This is a genomic window from Actinomadura sp. ATCC 39365 (assembly GCF_054392275.1).
In genome coordinates, this window is sequence record NZ_CP184335.1 from 4,107,189 (window position 1) to 4,130,018 (window position 22,830).

Below are 22,830 nucleotides of genomic sequence, written 5' to 3' on the forward strand. Positions count from 1 at the left end.
TGTTTCTCCTCGATGGACATGCTCTGGGCCCACCTGATCAAGGTTCAGCCTGACCCCGACCCCTGGGTCGTGCTGGTCTCGGCGCTGGCCGCGCTCGCGGTCGTCGCGTTCCGCACACCCTGGCAGGTGTCCAGGGGCCTGATCACGATCGCCCACGAGGGCGGTCACGCGGTCATGGCGCTGCTCACCCGCCGCAAGCTCGAAGGCATCCGGCTCCACTCCGACACCTCCGGCGTCACGCTGACCAGGGGCCGCCCCAACGGCCCCGGCATGGTGCTGACCGCGCTCGCCGGTTACCTGGCCCCCCTCGCTGCTGGGGCTGGCCGCCGCCTGGCTGACCGAGCAGGGTCGCATCACGCTGCTGATCTGGAGCGTGCTGCTCTTCCTGGTGTGCATGCTGCTGCTGATCCGCAACCTCTACGGCGCGCTGATCCTGCTGGTCACCGGCGGCGCGGTGTTCGCCCTGTCCATGTACGCCCCCGCCGAGGTCCAGCAGACCGTGGCCCTGGTCGCGACGTGGTTCCTGCTGTTCGGCGGCGTCCGGCCGATCGTCGAGCTGCAGCGCAAGCGGCGCAGGCGGCAGGCCAGAGACTCCGACGCCGACCAGCTCGCCCGGCTGACGTTCCTGCCCGGCGGCTTCTACGTCTTCTTCTTCCTGGTCGTGGCCGCCGTGTCGGTGGTGTTCGGCGCGTACCTGATGAACCCGTTGACCCCCTGAAAGCCGAAATTTCACATTAAACTCACCGGCAACAGGGGGGAGTGCCGTGTTGCCAGCCGAGGACGCGCCCGGCTACCGGGTGCTCGATCAGGCGGGCCAGGGCGGTTTCGCCGTCGTCTACCGCGCCTACCAGGAGCGCCTCGACCGGGTCGTGGCGCTGAAGGTCCTGTCGGTCGACCGGGTCGACCAGCGCACCATGCGCCGCTTCCAGCGCGAGCTCCGGCTCACCGGCCGCCTGACCGGCCATCCCAACGTCGTGACCGTCTTCGACACCGGCGTGACGCGCTCGGGCAAGCCGTACATCGCGATGGACTTCTTCGAGAACGGCTCGCTGCGCGACAAGGTCCGCAAGGAGGGGCCGCTCGGGGTGCCCGACGTGCTGCGCGCGGGCGTCAAGCTGGCCGGCGCGCTGGCCGCCGTGCACGAGGCCGGGGTGCTGCACGGCGACATCAAGCCGCAGAACATCCTCGTCTCCCGCTACGGCGAGCCCGCCATCGCCGACTTCGGCGTCGCCAGGGTGGTGGACTCCGCGGAGATCTCGGCCACCTCCCAGGCGTTCACCCCGCTGCACGCCGCCCCGGAGGTGCTCACCGGGCAGCCGCACTCGGCCTCCGGCGACATCTACTCCCTGGGCTCGACGCTCTACCACCTGCTGGCCGGGCAGCCCGCCTTCCACAACCCGGCCGACCCGTCGATCGCGCCGCTGATGTACCGGGTGCTGAGCCTCGACCCGCCGCCGATCAACCGGCCGGACGTGCCGCCGGCGGTGTTCGGGACGATCCTGCACGCGATGTCCAAGCAGCCCGAGCGGCGGCCCGGCTCGGCCAGGGAGCTGGCGCGGCGGTTGCAGGAGGTGCAGGCCGAGCTGGGGTTGTCGGTGACCGACCTGGTGGGCCAGGATCCGGGGCCGGGGCCCGCGACGTCCACCGTCCCGCGCCGCCCGCAGGGCCCGCCGCATCCAGGCGACTCCTCCCTCCCCGCCACCGGCAGCCGGCTCGCCCACCCCCACGCCCCCGCACCCGCCCCGCCACCGCCCGGCCTTGCGGGGGACATGGGGGGAGCAAGGCGGGAGGCTCCCACGGCGGGAGGCGCGGCCGGAGCAAGGCGGGAGGCTCCCACGACGCCGCCCGCTGGGGCCGGGAGCCTCGGAAGGCGCCTGTTGATCGGGGGCGCGGTCGCGGCCGTGGCGATCGCCGGCACGGGCCTGGCCGTCTACCTGTCGCTGCGGCCGCCCGCCGGTCCGGGCCCCGCCGACCGGCGCGCCGAGGCCGCGACCCCCGCGGCGACCGCCGCCACCACCCCGCCGCCGATCAGCAAGCGGGACGTCGCCGCGCTCGCCCCCCGCAGGCTCAAGGTCACCGCCGACCGCGGCGCCCTGGTGGAGCTGAGCTGGGCGCTCCCGGCCGACGCCCGCCGCTACCCGGTCGTCCTGCAACGTTCGCGGGCGGGCGGGGGCGACGTGACCGTCGTCGCCCTCGGGCCGGGCGCCACCAGTGGCCGCGTCGCCGGGCTCGACCCGGACACCGGCTACTGCTTCCTGGTGGGCGTGCCGCTGCGCATCTCGGCGGCCACCACGGTCGCCTGGTCGAAGCCGGCCTGCGTCAGAGGGGCGCGCTCAGCCCAGTAGCTTGCGCGCCGCCTGCTCGATCTCCTCCTCCGACAGCAGCACGTGGTTGGCCGCGTCGCCCAGCGGGATGAAGCTGTCGGCCGAGGTCACCCGGGCCACCTGCCCCGTGAACCCGGCGTCGATCAGCTCGGTCGTCACGCCCTCGGACACGCCCCCGGAGTGGCGGGTCTCGTCGGCGATCAGCACCTTGCCGGTCAGCTCGGCCGCCCGCAGCAGGTCGTCCACCGGCAGCGGGGCCAGCCAGCGCAGGTCGAGGACGCGGCAGCCGTAGCCCTCCTGGGTGAGCCGGACCGCGGCGCGCAGGCTCATCCGCAGCCCGTTGCCGAACGTCACGATCGTCAGGTCACGGCCCTCGCCGTACGAGCGGGCCCGGCCGATGGGCACGTGCGTCTCGCGCCAGCGCCCCGGCGGCGTGTACGGCGCCAGCCAGCCGCCGTCGCCCTCCTCGAACAGGTCACGCGTGTGGTAGAGCGCGATCGGCTCCAGGAACACGCAGACCGACCCGGCCGTACGGGCGGCGGCCAGACAGGTGCGCAGCATGGCGGCGGCGTCGTCGGGACGGGCGGGCGAGGCGAGGACCAGGCCCGGGATGTCGCGCAGCGCGGCCACCGCGTTGTCGTTGTGGAAGTGGCCGCCGAAGCCCTTCTGGTAGGCGTAGCCGGCGACGCGGACGACCATGCCGTTGGTGTAGGCGCCGCGCGAGAAGAACGACAGGGTGGCGCCCTCGCCGCGGATCTGGTCGAGCGCGTTGTGCAGGTAGGCCAGGTATTGGATCTCCGGCACCGGCAGCTGGTTGGACACGGCCGAGCCGAGCGCGAGGCCGAGGATGGCCTGCTCGTCGAGGAGCGTGTCGAACACCCGCGAGCCGCCGAACCGCTTCTGCAGCCCCCGGGTGACGCCGTAGACGCCGCCCTTCCTGGCGACGTCCTCACCGAAGACCGTCATCTCGGGGTAGACCACCAGCGCGTCGGCGAGCGTGCGGTTGATGGTCTGCGACAACGTCAGCGGCTTCTCCAGCTCGGGCAGCGAGCCGGCGAACGCCTTCTCCCTGAGCGGGCCCTCGGCGGCGGTCGGGCTGATGTTGGCGATCAGGTCGGGACGGCGCGGCGCGATCGGCTCCATGACCTCCGCGGCCGAGCCGAGCCGCGGGGCGCGGGTGGTCTCCAGGGCGATGCGCAGGATGTGCTCGCGCGCCGACTCGTACGTCTTGAGCAGCTCCTCCGGCGTCTCCAGGCCGGCCTCCACCAGCAGCCGCGCGGTGCGGACGAGCGGGTCGCGCTCCATGTCGGCCCGCAGCTCCCGCTGGGTGCGGTAGGCCGACTCGACGTCGGACCCGGCGTGCCCCATCAGCCGCACGGTGGACAGGTGCAGGAACGCGGGGGAGCGGTTGGCGCGGACGTGCTGGACGGCGAGCGTGGCGGCGTCGTAGGCGTCGGCCAGGTCGCAGCCGTCGGCGGCGAAGTAGGCGATGCCCGGCCGCCGCGCCGCCGCCTCCACCCAGCCCTTGGGGGTGCGGACGCTGATGCCGATGCCGTTGTCCTCGCACACGAACAGGATGGGCAGCGGCTGCCCCTGGAAGGTGGCGTAGGAGGCGGTGTTGAGCCCGGTCAGGGCGCTGGCGTGGTTGATCGAGGCGTCGCCGAAGCTGCACACGGCGATGGCGTCGGGCGGCCAGGCCGACCGGTCGCCGAGCGCGGCGGCCCGCTCGATGGCGAAGGCCACGCCCACGGCGCGCGGCAGGTGGCTGGCGATCGTCGAGGTCTGCGGGATGACGGCCAGGTGGGGGTGGCCGAACACCTTGTGCCGGCCGCCCGCGATCGGCTCGTCGGCCGCCGCGGTGAGGCCCATCAGCACGTCGCGAAGGCCCTGCTCGGGCAGCCGGCCGGCCTGCTCGGACCTGGTCAGGTAGAAGGCGCCGGACCGGTAGTGGAGCAGCGCCGGGTCGCTCGCCCTGGCCGCGGCGGCGACCGCCGCGTTGCCCTCGTGGCCGGCCGACCCGATCGTGTAGAAGCCTTCGTCCTGCTCGCGGAGCCAGCGGGCGGCGATGTCGAGCAGGCGGCTGTCGAGCTGGCGCTGGAACAGGGTCCGGCACCGGTCGCCGGTGAGCGACGTGCCCTCGCGCACCGGGCCGCCGGGATCTCGGGCGGGGCCTGACTTCAGCGCCTCAACGGATTGGATGAAATGTGTCTCAACAGTGTCGCGCGCCACACCCTGATTATGTCCGTCATCGCCGCCGCCGTCTGCCGGAGTGCATGACAGATTGTGGCCCGGTCCGTTTGACCCGGATCCGTGACCGTTTGCAGAGGTCTACGACGCTTCAGGGTTTTCGTCCGGCCTGACGGCGCTGTCTGTCAGTTAGTGATTGTTAACGCTGGCCTCGATGGCGGCGCGGGCCATCGTGTGCAGCAGGGGGCGCATGTCGTGCGGGGCCAGCTCGCCCGCGCTGTGGGGCGTCGAGTTGAGCAGGCCGAAGACCGCGTGCGTCGCCGCGCGCAGCCGGGCCGGCGGGCACGCCGGGTGCAGCTCGGCCAGCGCGGTCACCCACTCCTCTACGTAGAGGCGCTGCAACCGCCTGATCCTGCGCCGCTCCGGCTCGGGCACGTTGCCCAGCTCGCGGTCGTGCACGGTGATCAGTGCCGGCTGGTCGAGCGCGAACGTGATCTGCACGTTGAGCAGCGCGTCGAGCGTCTCGGCCGGCCCGTCGGAGGAGGTCGCCACCGCCACCGCCGACTCCCGCAGCCGCGAGCTGACGTCGAGCAGCATCTCGGCGAGCAGCGCCTCCTTGCCGCTGAAGTGCCGGTAGAGCGCGGGGCCCGAGACGCCGACCGCGCCCCCGATGTCCTCGATGGAGACCCCGTGGAAACCGCGCGCGGCGAACAGCCGGGCGGCCGCCGCGAGGATCTCCATGCGCCTTCTGCCGCGCTCGCGGGTAGGTGTGGAGGCAGTGGTCACGTCTCACATGCTAGACGATTACGTTAATGATGACTAACATCTCGGCCATGACGAGAGGGGACTCATGAGCGACTGGCCGGTGCTGAAGACGGCCGTGGCGCCCGGGAGCGAGGCGTACAAACGCAACGCCGAGCTCAACGAGCGGCTGGCCGCCGAGCTGCTCGAACGGCTGGCCGCGGCGGCGCTCGGCGGTCCCGAGCGGTCGCGGCAGCGCCACGTCGAGCGCGGCAAGCTGCTGCCACGCGACCGCGTCGACGGGCTGCTCGACCCGGGTTCCCGCTTCCTGGAGCTGTCGCCGCTGGCGGCCGGCGGCCTCTACGACGACCAGGCGCCCGCCGCCGGGATCATCACCGGCGTCGGCAGGGTGGCCGGGCGCGAGTGCGTGGTCGTGGCCAACGACGCGACCGTCAAGGGCGGCACGTACTACCCGATGACCGTCAAGAAGCACCTGCGCGCGCAGGAGGTGGCCCTGCACAACCACCTGCCCTGCATCTACCTGGTCGACTCCGGCGGCGCGTTCCTCCCCAGGCAGGACGAGGTCTTCCCCGACCGGGAGCACTTCGGGCGCATCTTCTACAACCAGGCCACGATGTCGGCCCGCGGCATCCCGCAGATCGCCGCGGTGCTCGGCTCGTGCACCGCCGGCGGCGCGTACGTGCCGGCCATGAGCGACGAGGCGGTCATCGTCCGCGGCCAGGGCACGATCTTCCTGGGCGGTCCGCCCCTGGTGAAGGCGGCCACCGGCGAGGAGGTCACGGCCGAGGAGCTGGGCGGCGGCGACCTGCACTCCCGGGTCAGCGGCGTCACCGACCACCTGGCCGAGGACGACGCCCACGCCCTGGCCATCGTCCGCGACATCGTCTCGACGCTGGCCCCCGGGCCCCCCGCCCCTGGGACACGGTCGCCCCCGAGGAGCCGCGGCACGACCCGCGCGACCTCTACGGCCTCGTCCCGGCCGACACCCGCCAGCCCTACGACGTGCGTGAGGTCATCGCCCGCCTGGTGGACGGCTCGCGCTTCCTGGAGTTCAAGGCCGAGTACGGCTCCACCCTGGTCACCGGCTTCGCCCACCTGCACGGCCACCCGGTGGGCATCGTGGCCAACAACGGCATCCTGTTCAGCGAGTCGGCGATGAAGGGCGCGCACTTCATCGAGCTGTGCGACCAGCGCCGCATCCCGCTGGTGTTCCTGCAGAACATCAGCGGGTTCATGGTCGGCAAGGCGTACGAGGCGGGCGGCATCGCCAAGCACGGCGCCAAGATGGTGACGGCCGTGTCGTGCGCGCGGGTGCCCAAGTTCACGGTGGTGATCGGCGGCTCGTTCGGGGCGGGCAACTACGCCATGGCCGGACGGGCGTACTCGCCCAGGTTCCTGTGGATGTGGCCCAACGCCCGCATCTCGGTCATGGGCGGCGAGCAGGCGGCGAACGTGCTGACCACGGTCGGCAACGCCGACCCCGACGCCATCCGCGCCCAGTACGAGCACCAGGGCAACCCCTACTACTCCACCGCCCGGCTCTGGGACGACGGCGTGATCGACCCGCTCGACACCCGCACCGTCCTCGGTCTGGCCCTGTCCGCGGCGGCCAACGCGCCGCTCGAACCCGCCGGCTACGGCGTCTTCCGGATGTGATCATGTTCTTCGACCGTGTTCTCATCGCCAACCGGGGCGAGATCGCCGTCCGGGTCGTCCGGACGCTGCGCGCGCTCGGCGTCGAGTCGGTGGCGGTGTTCACGCCGCCGGACGCGGGCGCCAGGCACGCCCGCGAAGCAGACATCGCCCTCGAAGTCTCGAAATATCTGGACATCGAGGCGATCGTTGAGGCGGCGCTCGCCTCCGGCGCGCAGGCCGTGCACCCCGGCTACGGCTTCCTGGCCGAGAACGCCGCGTTCGCGCGGCGCTGCGCCGAGGCCGGGCTCGTCTTCGTCGGCCCGTCCCCCGAGGCCATCGACGCCATGGGTGACAAGATCCGCGCCAAGGCCACGGTGTCGGCGGCCGGCGTGCCGGTCGTCCCCGGCGGGGCCGAGCCGGGCGACGACCTGGCGGAGTGGGCCGAGTTCCCGGCGCTGATCAAGCCGTCCGCGGGCGGCGGCGGCAAGGGCATGGTGCTGGTGCGCTCGGCCGCCGAGCTGCCCGACGCGCTGGAGTCGGCCCGCCGTACGGCGCGGGCGGCGTTCGGCGACGGCACCCTGCTCATCGAGCGCTACGTCGAGAACCCCCGGCACATCGAGATCCAGGTCATGGCCGACGCCCACGGCAACGTCGTGCACCTGGGCGAGCGCGAGTGCAGCCTGCAGCGACGGCACCAGAAGATCATCGAGGAGGCGCCGTCGCCCTTCGTGACCCCCGCCATGCGCGCCGACATGGGCGCCGCGGCCGTCGAGGCCGCCCGCTCGGTCGGGTACGTCGGCGCGGGCACGGTCGAGTTCATCGTCGACGGCACCACCGGCTCCTACCACTTCATGGAGATGAACACCCGGCTCCAGGTCGAGCACCCGGTCACCGAGCTGGTCACCGGCCTGGACCTGGTGGAGCTGCAGTTGCGCGTCGCGGCCGGCGAGCCGCTGCCGTTCGGCCAGGAGCAGGTGAGGCTCGACGGCCACGCCGTCGAGGCGCGGGTCTACGCCGAGGACCCGGCGCGCGGCTTCCTGCCCAGCGGCGGGCGTGTGCTGGCCCTGCGTGAGCCCGGCGACGACGGGCCGGGCCGGGTGCGGGTCGACTCCGGCCTGGCCGAGGACGGCGTCGTCGGCAGCGACTACGACCCCATGCTGTCCAAGGTGATCGCCTGGGCGCCGGAGCGCGGGGCGGCGCTCAGGGCGCTCGACCGGGCGCTCGCCCGTACCGCGGTGCTGGGCGTGGTCACCAACGTGCCGTTCCTGCGCGCGCTCGCCCGCCACCCCGCGGTCGTGGCGGGCGAGCTGGACACCGGCCTGGTCGAACGGGTACTGCCCGAGCTGCTGCCGGAGTCCGGCGTGCCGCGCGAGGTGGCCGCGGCGGCGGCGCTGATCTTCCACACGCTGCCGCAGGGCCCCGACCCCTGGCAGGTCACCGACGGCTGGCGGGTCGGCGAGCCCGCCTGGACGACCTGGCGGCTGGAGTCGCGCGTCGGCGTGCACGCGGTGCCCGTCCGCGGCCTGCCCGGCCGTTCGGCCGAGGTGCTGCTCGACGGCGAGGCGGTGCCCGCCCGGATCACGACCGGCGGCGGCGAGGCGGCCGTCACGCTCGGCGGCCGGACCGCCCGCTACCTGACCGCCCGCCACGGCGACACGCTCTGGCTCGGCAAGGACGGCGAGTCGTGGGCGTTCACCCGCCACCTCATCGGCGACCCGGGCGACCGGCCCGGCGCGGCCGCGGCCGGCGACGGCGTGGTCAGGAGCCCCATGCCCGGCACCGTCCTGCTGGTCAAGGTGCAGCCCGGCGACCAGGTGAGCAAGGGGCAGCCGCTGGTCGTCGTCGAGGCCATGAAGATGGAGCACACGGTCACCGCCCCGTGCGACGGCGTGGTCGCCGAGCTGCCCGTCCAGCCGGGCAGGCCGGTCGACATGGACGCCGTGCTGGCCGTGGTCACCGGTGAGGAGGCGTGATGCCGTACCGCATGCAAGGGCTTCCCGAGCGGGTCACGGTCTACGAGGTGGGCCCGCGCGACGGCCTGCAGAACGAGTCGGCGATCGTGCCGGTCGAGGTGAAGGCGGAGTTCATCGACCGGCTGGCCGACGCCGGCCACCGGGTCATCGAGGCGACCAGCTTCGTGCACCCCAAGTGGGTGCCGCAGCTGGCCGACGCCGGTGAGCTGCTCGGCCGCCTCGACCGCAGGCCAGGCGTGCGCTACCCGGTGCTGGTGCCCAACGAGCGCGGGCTCGACCGGGCGCTGGAGCTGGGCGTCACCGAGATCGCGATCTTCGCCAGCGCCACCGAGACCTTCGCCGCCAAGAACCTCAACCGCACGCTGGAGAGCCAGTTCGACATGTTCGAGCCGGTCGTGGCCAGGGCGCTGGAGCACGGGCTGCGGGTGCGCGCGTACGTGTCGATGTGCTTCGGCGACCCCTGGGAGGGGCCCACGCCGGTCGGGCAGGTCGTCGCGGTCGGCGAGCGGCTGCTCGGGCTCGGCTGCTACGAGCTGTCGCTCGGCGACACGATCGGCGTCGGCACGCCGGGCCACGTCACCGAGCTGATCGGCGCGTTCGGCGGCCCCGAGCGGCTCGCCGTGCACTTCCACGACACCTACGGGCAGGCGCTCGGCAACACGCTCGCCGCCCTCAAGGCGGGCGTGACCACCGTCGACGCCTCCACCGGCGGCATCGGCGGCTGCCCGTACGCCGAGTCCGCCACCGGCAACCTGGCCACCGAAGACCTCGTGTGGATGTTGCGCGGGCTCGGCATCGAGACCGGGCTCGACCTGGACAAACTCGTGTCCACCAGCACCTGGCTGGCCGAGCGGCTGGGCCGGCCCAGCCCCTCGCGCGTCGTCCAGGCCCTCGCGAAAGGCTGATCATGCTGAACGACGAATACCAAGAGTTGCGCAAGACCGTCGAGGCGTTCGCCCGTGACGTGGTGGCGCCCGTGATCGGCGACTACTATGAGCGCGAGGAGTTCCCCTACGACATCGTGCGCAAGATGGCCGACATGGGGCTGTTCGGCCTGCCGTTCCCGGAGGAGTACGGCGGCATGGGCGGCGACTACTTCGCGCTGTGCCTGGCCCTGGAGGAGCTGGCCCGCGCCGACTCCAGCGTGGCGATCACCCTGGAGGCCGCGGTCTCGCTGGGCGCGATGCCGATCTACCGGTTCGGCACCGACGAGCAGCGCCAGGAGTGGCTGCCCCGGCTGGCCTCCGGCGAGATGCTGGGCGCGTTCGGGCTGACCGAGCCCGGCGGCGGCTCCGACGTGCCGGGCGGCATGCGGACGACCGCCGTGCTCGACGGCGGCGAATGGGTGATCAACGGGACGAAGGCGTTCATCACCAACTCCGGCACCGACATCACCGGCGTGATCGGCGTGGCCGCGCTCACCGGCGAGCGGGAGATCTCCACGATCCTGGTGCCGAGCGGCACGCCGGGGTTCACCGTCTCCAAGAAGTACTCCAAGGTCGGCTGGAACGCCTCCGACACCCGCGAGCTGTCCTTCTCCGACTGCCGGGTGCCCGCCGCCAACCTGCTCGGCGAGCGGGGACGCGGCTACGCGCAGTTCCTGCAGACCCTCGACGAGGGCCGCATCGCCATCGCCGCGCTCAGCGTGGGCCTGGCCCAGGGCTGCGTGGACGAATGCCTCAAGTACGTCAGGGACCGCAAGGCGTTCGGCCACCCGATCGGCCACTACCAGGCCATCCAGTTCAAGATCGCCGACATGGAGGTGCGCGCGCACACCGCCCGCCTGGCCTACTACCACGCGGCCGAGAAGATGCTGGCCGGGGTGCCGTTCAAGAAGGAGGCGGCGATCGCCAAGCTGGTGTCCTCGAACGCGGCCATGGACAACTCCCGCGACGCCACCCAGGTGTTCGGCGGGTACGGCTTCATGAACGAGTTCCCGGTCGGCCGCTTCTACCGCGACGCCAAGATCCTGGAGATCGGCGAGGGCACCAGCGAGGTGCAGCGCATGCTCATCGCCCGCCAGCTCGGCCTCGGCGACCTCTGACCGGACGCCGTACCGGACGTCACGGCACACTCCCGTGGCACGATGGACGAAAGGGCACAGAGGTTCTAGTGTCGTACCTCATGACGGCGGACGATCTTCTCATCAGGAGGGCGGAGAAGGCGGACGCGGACGAGGTGTTCGCATTGGCGCGCGAGTTCGGGCTGACCTTCAGGCCGGAGCGCGCGGCCTTCGACGCCGCGCTCCCGCAACTCCTGCGCAACGAGGACGCCCTGCTGCTCACGGCCGTCGTGGGCGGACGCGTCCACGGATACCTGCTGGGGTTCGTGCACCTGACGCTGTTCGCCAACGGGCCGGTCGCCTGGGTCGAGGAGGCGATGGTCCAGTCGGGCTCGCGCCGGCAGGGCATCGGCCGCCGGCTGCTGGAGGAGTTCGAGGCGTGGGCGCGTACCCGGCGGGCCGGGTACGTGGCGATGGCCACCCGGCGGGCGCCGGAGTTCTACCACGCCCTGGGCTACGAGGCGTCGGCCACCTTCTTCCGCAAGGTTTTGCGCTGACAGACGACGGCCCGGAGTTTCGGTCCGTTTTGTCGGTGTTTGATGGCATCCTTGGGGCGTGAGCATTCACACCGTCAGCCCCCTGTTCGTCGGGCGCGCCCGCGAGCTGCACGCTCTGGGCGACGCCCTGGTCAGAGCACGTGCGGGCGCGTCGTCCACCGTGCTCGTCGGTGGCGAGGCGGGGGTCGGCAAGACCCGCCTGATCAGCGAGTTCATCGACCGGGCGGGCGATGCGCGGGTGCTCGTCGGCGGCTGCCTGGAGCTGGGCACCGAGGGCCTGCCGTTCGCGCCGTTCACGGCCGTGCTGCGCGGGCTCGTGCGCGAGCTCGGGCGCGACGGCGTGGCGACGCTGGTGCCCGGGGGCACGACGCGCGGGCTGGCCCGGCTGCTGCCCGAGTTCGGCGAGCCGGACAAGGACGGCGCCGAGGCGCGGGCCCGGCTGTTCGAGCAGGTGCTCGGGCTGCTGGAGCGCCTGGCCGAGGAACGTCCGGTGCTGCTGGTGGTCGAGGACGCCCACTGGGCCGACCGTTCCACCCGCGACCTGCTGTCCTTCCTGGTCCGCTACCAGCGCACGGCGGCCCGGCTGATGATCGTGGTCACCTACCGCACCGACGAGCTCCACCGCACCCATCCGCTCCGGCCGATGCTGGCCGAGCTGGGCCGTATCGAGTGGGTGAGCCGGGTCGAGCTGCGCAGGCTCACCCGCAGGGAGGCCGTCGCGCAGGCGGCCAGCATCCTGCGGCGCGAGCCGTCGGCCGCCGCGATGGACCTGATCTACGCCCGCAGCGAGGGCAACCCGCTGTTCGTCGAGGCGCTGCTGAGCGAGGCCGACGGCGGCGACATGCTCCCCGAGTCCCTGCGCGACCTGCTGCTGGCCAGCGTCGAGCGGTTGCCCGACGAGACCCAGGAGCTGCTGCGGGTGGCCAGCGCGGGCGGCCAGCGCATCGAGCACGACCTGCTGAGCGCGGTGGCCGGGCTCGACGACACCGCCCTGTCGCGGGCGCTGCGCCCCGCCGTGGCGGGCAACGTGCTGGTGGTAGACGGCGAGGGCTACGGCTTCCGGCACGCGCTCATCCGCGAGGCGCTCCACGACGACCTGCTGCCCGGCGAGCACACCCGCCTCCACACCCGCTACGCCGAGGCACTCGAACGCGACCTGTCGATCCTGCCCGCCCCGCGCGGCGCGATCGAGCTGGCCCACCACTGGCACTCCGCCCACGACTCCACCTGGGCGCTGGTCAGCGCCTGGCGCGCGGCCGCCGCGGCCCGCAAGTCCACCGCCTACGACGAGCAGCTCAGGATGCTCTCGCGGGTGCTGGAGCTGTGGGACCAGGTTCCCGACGCCGCCGAGCGCATCGGCTGCGGCCGCCTCGACGTGCTGCGGCAGACCGCCACGGTCGCCCACCTCGCCGGCGAGTACGAACGCAGCCTGGCCATGGCCGGGGCCGCGCTCGCCGAGGTCGACCTCGACGCCGACCCGATCACCGCGGCCACCCTGCTGCGCCAGCGCGGCCTGACCCGCTACGACCTGGGCCGCGCCGGTTATCTCGACGACCTGCGCCAGGCGGCCGAGCTGGTGCCCGCCGAGCCGCCGACCAAGCTGCGCGGCCAGGTCCTGGAGACGCTGGCGCGCATGCTGCACCGTCCGGAGGACTGGCCGGAGAAGCTGGCGACGGCGCAGCTCGCCATGGAGATCGGCCACGAGATGGGCGACGCCAACGTCGAGGCCCACGCGCTCATCAGCCTCGCCTGGGCGCGGTCCCGCTTTTCCGACATCGAGGCCCAGCTCGGGCAGTTCGCCGAGGCGCGCCGGGTCGCCCGCGCCCAGGGCGCCTACAACGCGCTGATGCGCTGCGCGATCTCCGAGTCCGACGCGCTGGAGGGCGCAGGACGGCACGAGCGGGCCGCCCAGGTCGCCCGCGAGGGCGTGCAGGAGGCCGGGCACTACGGCCTGGCGCGCACGTCCGGCACGTTCCTGGCGATCAACCTGACCGAGCCGCTGCTCTCGCTGGGCCGCTGGGACGAGGCGCTCCAGGTGGTCGAGCAGGCGCTCGACCTCGCGCCGCCGGCCCCCTACCGGGCCAGCCTCCAGGGGTTCGTGATGGACATCGCGCTCGCGCGGGGGCAGATCGACCGGGCCGACAGGCTGCTGTCGTCCTCCGCCAGTGTGTTCGCGCGCGGCACCTACCGGGACCAGACCGTGCTGCCGCAGCTGCGCAGGCAGGTCCTGCTGCTGCGGGCGCAGGGGCGGCTCGGCGAGGCGCTGGAGGCCGCGGCCCGGGGGCTGGAGAAGCAGGACCTGCGGCCCTCGCCGCGCTACGCCTGGCCGCTGCTGGTGACGTTCGCGCAGCTCGCCCGGCCCGCTCTCGGCGAGGCCGGCGCGCCGCACGCGGGGGTGGCGGCGGCCGTCGTGGCGCGGCTGCGGGAGGTGGCGCGGGAGCTGGCCGTCGACGGCGACCTCCAGGAGGCGCAGCGGCTGACGTTCGCGGCGCTGACCGGGCCGGAGGAGGGGCTCGGCGGGGCGGCCCAGCTCAAGGCGTGGGAGTCGGCGGTGGCGGCCTGGGCGGGGTTGCGGCAGCCGTACGCGGAGGCGCAGTGCCTGGTGGGGGCCGCCCAGGCGGCGCTGGCCGAGGGCGACCGGCGGGGCGCGGCCGCGATGGTGGCGCGGGCGCGGGAGCTGGCCGCGCAGCTGGGCGCCACGCCGCTGCTCGAACAGCTCGACGTGTTCGGACGGCGGGCCCGCGTCGGCGGCGCCGACGAGCCCGACGGACCGCCGCTGGGGCTGACCGCGCGCGAGCTGGAGGTGCTGCGCGAGGTGAGCAACGGGCGCAGCAACCGGGAGATCGCCGCGGCGCTGTTCATCTCGGTGAAGACGGTCAGCGTGCACGTCTCCAACATCCTGGCCAAGCTGGGCGTCGCCACCCGCGGCGAGGCGGCGGCCACGGCCCACCGGCTGGGCCTGTTCGGGTGACCGCGTAGGCGCGAGCGTCAGCCGGTGAGCTGGGCCTCCAGGCGGTAGCCGTCCACCGTGACGTAGACCTGGTCGCCGGGGCGGGCGTTCAGGCGCATGAGCACCGGCTGCAGCGAGTCGAAGACCGGCTGGTGGCCCTGCCAGACCAGCACGATCGCGTTGTCGCCGGGCCCGGTCACCGACAGCAGGGTGCCCGGACGCATGCCGAGCTGGGCCGCGTAGCCCTCCGGCACCGGCACCGGGCCGCCCCTGAGGTGTTCCGGGGTGACCTCGATGCGCTGCCAGCGGCGCGGGTCGGACGACGGGCTCGGCAGCGGCGGAGGTGGCGTGGCCGGCGTTCCGGCCAGGCTGCCGGGCAGCATGCCCGACCGGCCGCCGGACAGCGCGGACAACGTGGCCAGGGCCGCCGAGGGGTCGATCGAGTTCGCGCCCGCCGTCGGGATGGGCTGGCCGCCCCGGTGGTGGTGGCCGTTGGCGCCCGGCGTACGGCGGGGGAGCGGCTGGGCGGGCTGCGGGGAGGCGTCCGCCGGGCCGGGGGCCGACTCCGAGGGCAGGGCGTCGAGCCACGCCTTGGCGGAGTGGGCGCGGATGCCCAGCTCGGCGAGCAGCTCCACGACGTCGGTGTCCGGCGGGGCGGCGGCCAGGACCTGCCGCGTACGGGCCTGGAGGCCGTGGATGTCGCCGACGACCAGCCAGCCGTCCTGGAGGCGGCGGTCGGGCATGAGCGTCACCAGGACCCGCCACAGAGGCGTGCGCAGCGACGGGACCATCGCGGGGTGGGCCGGGTCGGCGCCGATGAGCTGCTCCTCGGTGGCCGCCGCGCCGAGCCATTCGGTGAGCCGGAACATGTGGCCGGTGACCGGCGCGGACTCCGACGAGCGCAGCCAGTGCAGGACGCGTTCCTCGGCGGTGCGCTGGGCCTGGGAGAGCACCTCGCGGTCCACCAGCAGCTTGTGGGCCAGCGTGCGCAGGCTGACCGGGTCCTCGGCGAACAGCCGGTGCACGGCGACGGCCAGCTCCAGCTTGTCCAGGCTGCGGAACAGGCCGTCCACGACGCGGACCATCGCGTGGTCGGGGTCGGCGGGGACCTGGCCGGGAGCGGGCGTCCCGCCGGGGACGGGGGCGGCGTACGGGGGGCCGTCGGGGGCCTGCGGGCCGCCGTCCGGACGCCCGGCGGTGGGCCGCTGCGGCAGCCGTGCACCACCCTGCGCCGGGAAGGACCCGGTCTGAGGCCCACCGGACGGCTGCGCGGGGAACGACCCGGTCTGAGGCCCATTGGCAGGCTGAGCCGGGACCGACCCGGCCTGACGGCCGCCTTCGGGTTGAGCCGGGAACGAGCCGGTCTGGCGGGCGCCTTCGGGCTGGGCCGGGAACGAGCCGGTCTGGCGGGCGGCGTCGGGCTGGGCGGTGAAGGAGCCGGTCTGGTGTCCCTGGCCGCTCTCGGGCGGCGGGAGGAACGAGCCGGGCTGCTGGGCGGCGGGCCGGGCCGCGGCCGGGCGCTGCGGCAGGCCGCCCTCACCGGCCGGGGCCTGGCGCGGGGCGCCCTGGGGCTGAGCGGGGAAGGCGTCGCTGTGCGGGGTGAAGGCGGCGGGCGGGCGCTGGGGGCCGCTGCCGGGCTGGGCGGCGTACGCATCGGGCTCAGCCACCGGGACGGCCGGGAAGGACCCCGTCGCGCCACGCGCGAGCGGACGGGTGACGTCCGGCGAGGCGGACTGCTGAGCGGGTACGGCCTCCCGCTGCGCCGGGATGCGCCCGAGCACCTCGCGCAGCACCGAGCCGACCACCACCTCGGGCGTCGCCGACGGGGTGCCGAGATCGCCGGGCGACAGGCGGCGCAGCCGCTGCCAGCCGCCGAGCCCCGTGATCGCCGTACGGGTGGCCTCCGGCCAGCCGGGCAGCGCCGGATCGACCTGATGGACGGCGAGCGCGGGAAGCAGGTCCACCAGCGGCAGATGGTCCCAGCGGGTGGAGATCAGCCGGGCGAGCCGTTCGCAGACCCAGTCGAGACCCGCCGTGCCGAGCGCCCTGGACACCGCGAGCGAGGACCACCACCCCGCCGGCAGCCGCGGATCACCCAGCACCTCGGCCACCTGCTGAGGGCGGCTCCAGCGCAGAGCAGGGACGAGGTCGCTCAGGCAGATCGATGACTCGACTTCCATCGGCGGACCTTATCCTCCCCAGTGGGCCGCGTGGGCAACCCGGTACGCATGTGGCTAATGGTGCAGCCTACGCGGCAAGCTATCAATCAGTGTGAATAGGGTAAAGACGGTTCAGATCCAAACCGTACCGTGGACGGCCGCCCACCTGGGCCACACATTGCGCACCGGCACGGCAACCCGCCTCCAGCGCGAGCGCGGCGTCCGCCCCCTGGAGGATGGCGGCGAGATACCCGGCCGCGAAGGCGTCACCGGCGCCCGTGGAGTCCACGACCTCGGCGGACACGCCCGCGCACGTCGCCGTGACCGCGCCGTCCACCGCCACCAGCGCGCCCTCGGCGCCCAGTTTCACGACCGCTGTGCCGTACGTCTCACTCAGCAGGACGGCGGCCCGCTCCGGCGACGGGGCACCGGTCAGGACGAGGGCCTCGTCCAGGTTCGGGATGATCAGGTCGGCCGCGGACGTCTCCCGCATGAAACGTTCGACGCCGAAGTCCCGCAGCGGGCCCGTCGAGGCCGGGTCGATGCTGACCGGCACCCCGGCGGCGACGGCGTCCCGGACGGCGGCCCTGGCCAGGCGGAGGCCGGGCGCCGCGAACAGCGTGTAACCCGACAGGTGCAGCCGCCCGACCCCGTCGAGCAGGGACGGGTCCCAGTCGGCGTCGGAGATCAGGCCGCCCGCGCCGCGGTTGGTGAGCATGGAACGCTCGCCGGTCTTGTCCACCATGGCGATCACGACCGCCGTGGGGTGCTCCTGGTCCACCAGCACGTGGGGCCGGACCCCGGTCCTGACCAGCTCGGTCGTGTGCCACTCGCTGCTGTCGTAGCCGAGCTTGGCCAGCAGCCGCGAGTCGGCCCCCAGGTGGGCGGCCCAGGCGGCGGTGTTCGCGCCCGAGCCGCCGGGCCGCAGCACGATCTCCGCGGCGGTGTCGGTGCCCGCCATGACCGGGGAGCCGTGCAGCGCCACCACATCGGTGACGACGTCACCGACGACCAGGAGGCCCGTGTCACTCACGCCCGCGACCAGGCCACGGCGATCTCGGCGGCCAGGGCGGTGTTCCCGCGCACGGCGGCCAGGTTGGCCTCCAGCGAGGCGCCGCCGGTGCCGTTGACGAGGTAGCTGAGCAGGAACGGCGTGATCGCCTGCCCCTTGACGCCCTCGCGCTCGGCGGCGGCCAGCGCCTCGGCCAGCACGCGGTCGTGCAGCGCCGGGTCGAGCTGCTGGTCCCGCGGCACCGGGTTGGCCACGATGAACGCGGTCTCCGGACCGGCCAGCGCGTCCTGGCCGCGCATGACGGCGGCGGCGTCCTCGGGCGACTCGATCCGCCAGTCGATCGGCTGGCCGGAGGAGTTCAGGTAGAAGCCGGGGAAGGTGTCGGTACGGTAGCCGGCCACCGTCACGCCGCGCGTCTCCAGCCGCTGCAGCGTGGCCGGCACGTCGAGGATCGACTTCACGCCCGCGCACACGACCGTGATGCGGGTGCGGGCCAGGGTGTCGAGGTCGGCGGACTCGTCCTGGTCCTCGGTCCAGCCGCGGTGCACGCCGCCCAGGCCGCCGGTCGCGAAGATCCGGACGCCGGCGCGGGCGGCCAGGAACGACGTGGCCGACACGGTGGTCGCCCCGCTCGCCTTCAGGGCGGCGGCCAGCGGCAGGTCGCGCTGGCCCAGCTTGCGCAGCCCGGACTCGGTGGCGATGCGCTCCAGCTCCAGCTCGTCCAGGCCGATCCTGGCCACGCCGTCGAGGACGGCGATCGTCGCCGGGACCGCGCCCGCCGCGCGGACCACACCCTCCAGCTCGCGGGCCACCTCCAGGTTGCGCGGCTGCGGCAGGCCGTGGGAGATGATCGTGGACTCCAGGGCCACGACGGGCGCGCCGCCGGCCAGGGCCTCGGCGACCTCGTCGGACGGCTGGAGGAAGGGATCGGTGGCGCTGCGCATGACGGGTTTCAAGCTCCTTGAGTGGTCCTGGCCGGTTCAGGGAGAACGGCGTGCCTGACGGAATTTGTTCCGAACAGAGCAGCGTACGGTGGCCTGGTCAGGACGTCCACTCAGGCGGCTGTCACAGCAGCACGGCGACCCCGGTGAGCGAGACGGCCGCGATGAGCCCGGTGGCGATGGCGCCGAGCAGCACGGCCCGCCCGCCCTTGACGAGCTTGCGCACGTCGATCCCGGTGCCCAGGCCGAACAGGGCGGCGGCCATGAGCACGTTGGTGACCTGCGGGACCGCCCGCGTGACGACGTCCGGCACCCAGCCGGTGCTGCGTACCGCCACCATGACGAGGAACGCCGCCACGAACAGCGGCATGACCGGGGTCCGGCGCCCCTCCCGCCGGCTCGCCGCGGGCGCACCGGCCACGGAGCGGCGGGCACGGAAGGACGTCAGGGCGACGAGCGGGGCCAGCAGCACGACGCGGGCCAGCTTGACCGTCACCGCGGCGGCCAGGACGCCCGACGCGGCGCCGATCGCGGCCACCTGCGCCACCTCGTGCACGGCCGCGCCGGTCCAGACGCCGAGCTGGGCCGGCGACAGCCCGAGCAGCGCCGCCAGAGCCGGGACGGCCACGATGGCCGCGCTGCCGTAGAGCACGACCACGCTCAGCGCGGCGGCCGCGTCATCGTCGTCGGCGTCGTCCGCGCTCTCGCGCATGGCCGCGACCGCCGCCGCCCCGCAGATGGACACCCCGGTCGCGACCAGCAGCGACGTGCCGGGCGACAGCCCCAGGCGGCGGCCGATCAGCGGCGTCACCGCGAACGTCACGCCGGTCGCCGTCACCACGATCACCAGCGTCTGCCAGCCGAGCGCGAGCACCTGCGGCAGCGCGATCTGGAGCCCGAGCAGCGCGATCGCCACCCGCAGCACCCGCCGGGCCACGAACGCCAGCCCCGGCCTGAACCGCTCCCAGACGGCCCCCGCCCCGGCCCACCGCGCGGACGTCGCCGCCCAGGCCACGAGGTTGGCCAGGACCGCCCCGGACAGCACCGCGATCACCGCCGGGCTGAACGCCGGGGCGAACCGGTTCACCACCACGGCCACCACCACGGCGGCGGCGGCCAGCCCGATGCCCGGCCACACCGACGCCGCGGGGGCGGCCGGCGCCTCGCCGCCTCGGGGATCGGGTGTCGGCCGGGGCGCGGTGAGCGGGGGGATCCGCTGGTCGGGGAGAGGCATGATGCCAGTCTTCGGGGCCTGCGTACCGGCCGGTAGACACGCGTTGACTGGGAGGCCATAGCCTGTGGCTATGAGTGCGCTGCCGGATCTCGACTCGCTGAAGCTGCTGGTCGACGTGGGCGAGCTGGGCAGCCTGGGCCAGGCGGCCAAGGCGGCGGGCATGGCCCAGCCGTCGGCCAGCAAGCGGGTGGCCATGCTGGAGCGCCGCCTCGGCGTCCCCCTGCTGGAGCGCACGCCGCGCGGGTCCACGCTCACCGCCGAGGGCCGGATGGTGGCCGGGTGGGCGGCCCAGGTGCTGGCCGCGGCCGAGGAGCTGATGCGGGCCGTGCAGGCCGTGCGGCACAGCGAGGCGGCCCACCTGCGGGTGGCCGCCAGCATGACGGTGGCCGAGTACCTGGTGCCGCGCTGGCTCGGCGAGTTGCAGAACCGTGAGCCCGAGGTCCAGGTGGGGCTGGACGTGGTCAACTCCACCGACGTCGCGGCCAGGGTGCTGGGCGAGGAGGTGGAGCTGGGGTTCGTCGAGGGGCCGACCGTGCCCGAGGGGCTGGACAGCCGGGTGGTGGGCACCGACCGGCTGGTCGTCGTGGTGGCCCCCGGCCATCCCTGGGCCCGCCGCCGTACGGCCCTGCGCGGGGCCGAGCTGGCCGCCACGCCCCTCGTGGTACGCGAGCCGGGCTCAGGTACCCGCGAGACCCTGGACGTGGCGTTCAAGAGCCTCCACCGGGCCAGCCCCCGCCTGGAGCTCGGGTCGAACTCGGCGGTCAAGGGGGCGGCGCAGGCGGGGGCCGCGCCCGCCGTGCTCAGCCGCTACGCGGTCGAGGCGGACATCGCGACCGGCCGCCTGGTCGAGGTGCCGCTCGCCGGGCTCAACCTGGTGCGGAACCTGCGCGCGGTGTGGCGGCGCGGGCGCTCGCTCACCGCCCCGGCCGCCACGCTCCTGGCCATCGCCAGCCGCCCGTGAGGAGGTCCGGCGGGCGGGCTGTTGACGCTGCCGGGCGGACGATCTAGCTTTCGCTTAGGAAAGTTTCCTAAAAGTTAGGCCACGTTCACCCCCCGAACCCAGGAGACTCCGTATGAGCCTTCGTCGTCCTCTCGTCGCCCTGGCCGGATCGGCGGTGATGTGCCTGGCGGCGGCGGGCCTCGCGCCGTCGCCCGCCCTGGCCGCGCCCACCGACTGCACCGCCTGGGTCAGCGGCGGCTACGCCTACAGCAGCTGCACCTCCGGCACCGGTCAGCACGCCGTCGGGGTGGAGCAGTCGCACCCGTACGCCGGGCCGATCGTCCTCACCGGCGGCTGGACGGCCGTCGGCGGAGTCTCCTCGGTACGGCTCACGCCCTGGCCGGTCAAGCGCGTCTGGGTGAACAGGACGGGCTGACGGATCCGGGCCCGGCCGGGAGGGGACCCCGGCCGGGCCCACCCGCGAGTTGCCGCACCATCTCCGCGCGAACCGTTGACTAAGGGCACAGGTCGGGTCATAAGGTGCGGGGATGGGTGCGTATGACGTCGTCGTGGCAGGTGGCGGGCACAACGGGCTGGTCGCGGCCGCCTACCTCGCCGGAGCCGGCCGCCGGGTCCTGGTGCTGGAGCGCCTCGGGCACGTCGGCGGCCTGGCGATCTCCACGCGGGCCTTCCCGGGCGTGGACGTCCGCCTGTCCCGCTACTCCTACCTGGTGAGCCTGCTGCCCACCCAGATCGTCCGCGACCTCGGTCTCGACCTCGACCTGCGCCGCCGCCGGTACGCCTCCTACACCCCCAAGGGCGACACCGGCCTGCTCGTCGACAACGAGGACGAGGCCCGCACCGCCGCCTCCTTCCGCGCCGTCACCGGCGGTGAGCACGACCACCGCGCCTGGCGCGACTTCTACGCCATGACGGCGGACGTGGCTCGCGCCCTTGCCCCCACGCTGCTCGAACCCCTGCGCACCCCCGCGGAGATCGAGCGCCTGGTCGGCCCGGAGGCCTGGCGCGACCTGTTCGCCCGGCCCGTCGGGCAGGCCGTGGACGAGCGGTTCGCCGACGACACCGTGCGCGGCGTCGTGCTCACCGACGCGCTGATCGGCACGTTCGCCGACCCGTCCGCCGACCTGCTGGCCAACAAGTGCTTCCTCTACCACGTGATCGGCGACGGCACCGGCGAGTGGAACGTCCCGGTGGGCGGCATGGGCGCGGTCTCCGGCGCGCTGGAGCGGGCGGCCCGGCGGGCCGGGGCCGAGATCAGGACCGGCGCCGAGATCGTCGGCATCTCGCCGTCGGGCGAGGTCACGTACGTCGCCGAGGACGGCGAGCACACCGTGGACGGCCGCCACGTGCTGGTCAACCTGCCCCCGGCGGTGCTGGACCGGGTGCTCGGCGGGCCCGCGACCGTGCCGGAGGGCGCGCAGCTCAAGGTCAACATGGTGCTCGCCCGGCTGCCCAGGCTGAAGGACCCCGCGGCCGATCCCCGGGCCGCCTTCAGCGGCACTTTCCACATCAACGAGGGACGCGACCAGCTCGCGAAGGCGTACGAGCAGGCGGCGCGAGGGGAGATCCCGGAATCGCCGCCCGCGGAGGTCTACTGCCATTCCCTGACGGACCCGTCCATTCTGGGACCGGAACTGCGGGGGAAGGCCGAGACGATGACCCTGTTCGGCCTCCACATGCCCGCCCGACTTTTCCGGGAAAATCCAGAAAAAGCGCGTGAGGATGCGCTGCGGGCCACGTTCGCCTCCATGAACGCGGTGCTCGCCGAACCCATCGAGGACTGCCTGCTCCGCGCCCCCGACGGCACCCCGTGCGTCGAGGCCAAGACCCCCGTCGACCTGGAGAGGGACGCGGGACTGCCGGGCGGTCACATCTTCCACGCCGACCTGAGCTGGCCGTACGCGGAAGAAGGGGGATGGGGCGTCGAGACCGGGCACGAACGCATCCTGCTGTGCGGCGCCGCGGCCCGCAGGGGCGGCGGCGTGAGCGGGATCGGCGGCCACAACGCGGCCATGGCGCTGCTGCGGCCCTGAACCGAGCCGGAGGCGCCGTTCCCGCGTCGCCGTGGCGATTTCTCAGGACACATCGGTGAACCCGTTCATCGTGTTCTCATAGTGGGCTCATATCTTGTGA

General features: G+C 73.8%; 16 protein-coding genes and 2 pseudogenes. 12 read left to right on the forward strand and 6 right to left on the reverse strand.

Annotated elements, in window-relative coordinates; all coding sequences use genetic code 11:
• Positions 1 to 18: 18 nt before the first annotated feature.
• The 3 genes and pseudogenes from ACNF49_RS20380 to ACNF49_RS20390 form a co-directional block, all read left to right on the forward strand.
• Positions 19 to 243: pseudogene (locus ACNF49_RS20380) on the forward strand (M50 family metallopeptidase); the annotation flags it as partial.
• Positions 244 to 364: 121 nt separating this feature from the next.
• Positions 365 to 718 carry a M50 family metallopeptidase gene (locus ACNF49_RS20385; protein WP_482945551.1) on the forward strand — a complete coding sequence of 118 codons (354 nt, stop codon included), beginning with the start codon at positions 365 to 367 and terminating at the stop codon, positions 716 to 718.
• Between the two features lie 46 nt (positions 719 to 764).
• Positions 765 to 2,345: a serine/threonine-protein kinase gene (locus ACNF49_RS20390; RefSeq protein ID WP_482944690.1), complete on the forward strand. Its 1,581-nt coding sequence runs from the start codon at positions 765 to 767 to the stop codon at positions 2,343 to 2,345.
• On the opposite strand, the gene ACNF49_RS20395 is transcribed toward ACNF49_RS20390, so the two are convergent.
• Positions 2,334 to 4,469, reverse strand: a complete 2,136-nt coding sequence (locus tag ACNF49_RS20395) for a thiamine pyrophosphate-dependent enzyme (protein ID WP_482944691.1) — start codon at positions 4,467 to 4,469, stop codon at positions 2,334 to 2,336. The two genes, ACNF49_RS20390 and ACNF49_RS20395, sit on opposite strands and share 12 nt — an antisense overlap.
• Positions 4,470 to 4,700: 231 nt before the next feature.
• Positions 4,701 to 5,252: a TetR/AcrR family transcriptional regulator gene (locus ACNF49_RS20400; RefSeq protein ID WP_357965845.1), complete on the reverse strand. Its 552-nt coding sequence runs from the start codon at positions 5,250 to 5,252 to the stop codon at positions 4,701 to 4,703.
• 124 nt (positions 5,253 to 5,376) lie between these two features.
• Between ACNF49_RS20400 and ACNF49_RS20405 the strand changes: the two are divergent.
• The 6 genes and pseudogenes from ACNF49_RS20405 to ACNF49_RS20430 all read left to right on the forward strand — a co-directional run bounded on the left by ACNF49_RS20405 (position 5,377) and on the right by ACNF49_RS20430 (position 14,411).
• Positions 5,377 to 6,929, forward strand: a pseudogene (locus ACNF49_RS20405) (carboxyl transferase domain-containing protein).
• Between the two features lie 2 nt (positions 6,930 to 6,931).
• Positions 6,932 to 8,881, forward strand: a complete 1,950-nt coding sequence (locus ACNF49_RS20410; protein ID WP_482944692.1) for an acetyl/propionyl/methylcrotonyl-CoA carboxylase subunit alpha — start codon at positions 6,932 to 6,934, stop codon at positions 8,879 to 8,881.
• Positions 8,881 to 9,786, forward strand: a complete 906-nt coding sequence (locus tag ACNF49_RS20415) for a hydroxymethylglutaryl-CoA lyase (protein WP_357964594.1) — start codon at positions 8,881 to 8,883, stop codon at positions 9,784 to 9,786. The genes ACNF49_RS20410 and ACNF49_RS20415 overlap by 1 nt, the downstream gene beginning before the upstream one ends.
• A gap of 2 nt (positions 9,787 to 9,788) precedes the next feature.
• Entirely contained in the window at positions 9,789 to 10,925 is a 1,137-nt protein-coding gene (locus ACNF49_RS20420; RefSeq protein ID WP_352357043.1) for an acyl-CoA dehydrogenase family protein, read from the forward strand.
• Between the two features lie 80 nt (positions 10,926 to 11,005).
• On the forward strand, positions 11,006 to 11,440 hold the full coding sequence (locus ACNF49_RS20425) for a GNAT family N-acetyltransferase (protein WP_357964592.1): 435 nt from the start codon (positions 11,006 to 11,008) through the stop codon (positions 11,438 to 11,440).
• Between the two features lie 58 nt (positions 11,441 to 11,498).
• Complete coding sequence (locus tag ACNF49_RS20430) at positions 11,499 to 14,411, forward strand: helix-turn-helix transcriptional regulator (RefSeq protein WP_482944693.1); 2,913 nt, start codon at positions 11,499 to 11,501, stop codon at positions 14,409 to 14,411.
• Between the two features lie 17 nt (positions 14,412 to 14,428).
• Here ACNF49_RS20430 and ACNF49_RS20435 read toward each other — a convergent pair whose 3' ends face one another.
• The 4 genes from ACNF49_RS20435 to ACNF49_RS20450 all read right to left on the reverse strand — a co-directional run bounded on the left by ACNF49_RS20435 (position 14,429) and on the right by ACNF49_RS20450 (position 19,736).
• Complete coding sequence (locus tag ACNF49_RS20435) at positions 14,429 to 16,570, reverse strand: hypothetical protein (protein WP_482944694.1); 2,142 nt, start codon at positions 16,568 to 16,570, stop codon at positions 14,429 to 14,431.
• An 82-nt stretch (positions 16,571 to 16,652) separates the two neighbouring features.
• On the reverse strand, positions 16,653 to 17,582 hold the full coding sequence (locus ACNF49_RS20440; RefSeq protein WP_357964589.1) for a carbohydrate kinase family protein: 930 nt from the start codon (positions 17,580 to 17,582) through the stop codon (positions 16,653 to 16,655).
• Positions 17,579 to 18,505, reverse strand: coding sequence for a pseudouridine-5'-phosphate glycosidase (locus tag ACNF49_RS20445; RefSeq protein ID WP_357964587.1), 927 nt, complete (start codon positions 18,503 to 18,505; stop codon positions 17,579 to 17,581). The genes ACNF49_RS20440 and ACNF49_RS20445 overlap by 4 nt, the downstream gene beginning before the upstream one ends.
• Positions 18,506 to 18,626: 121 nt before the next feature.
• Entirely contained in the window at positions 18,627 to 19,736 is a 1,110-nt protein-coding gene (locus ACNF49_RS20450; RefSeq protein WP_482944695.1) for a YeiH family protein, read from the reverse strand.
• 70 nt (positions 19,737 to 19,806) lie between these two features.
• Between ACNF49_RS20450 and ACNF49_RS20455 the strand changes: the two genes are divergently transcribed.
• The 3 genes from ACNF49_RS20455 (at position 19,807) to ACNF49_RS20465 (ending at position 22,730) form a co-directional block, all read left to right on the forward strand.
• Positions 19,807 to 20,697, forward strand: coding sequence for a LysR substrate-binding domain-containing protein (locus tag ACNF49_RS20455; protein WP_357964584.1), 891 nt, complete (start codon positions 19,807 to 19,809; stop codon positions 20,695 to 20,697).
• Between the two features lie 112 nt (positions 20,698 to 20,809).
• The gene (locus tag ACNF49_RS20460; protein WP_357964583.1) at positions 20,810 to 21,112 is read left to right on the forward strand and encodes a hypothetical protein; all 303 of its coding nucleotides are present in this window, start codon (positions 20,810 to 20,812) and stop codon (positions 21,110 to 21,112) included.
• A gap of 112 nt (positions 21,113 to 21,224) precedes the next feature.
• Complete coding sequence (locus tag ACNF49_RS20465; RefSeq protein ID WP_482944696.1) at positions 21,225 to 22,730, forward strand: phytoene desaturase family protein; 1,506 nt, start codon at positions 21,225 to 21,227, stop codon at positions 22,728 to 22,730.
• Positions 22,731 to 22,830: the final 100 nt, after the last annotated feature.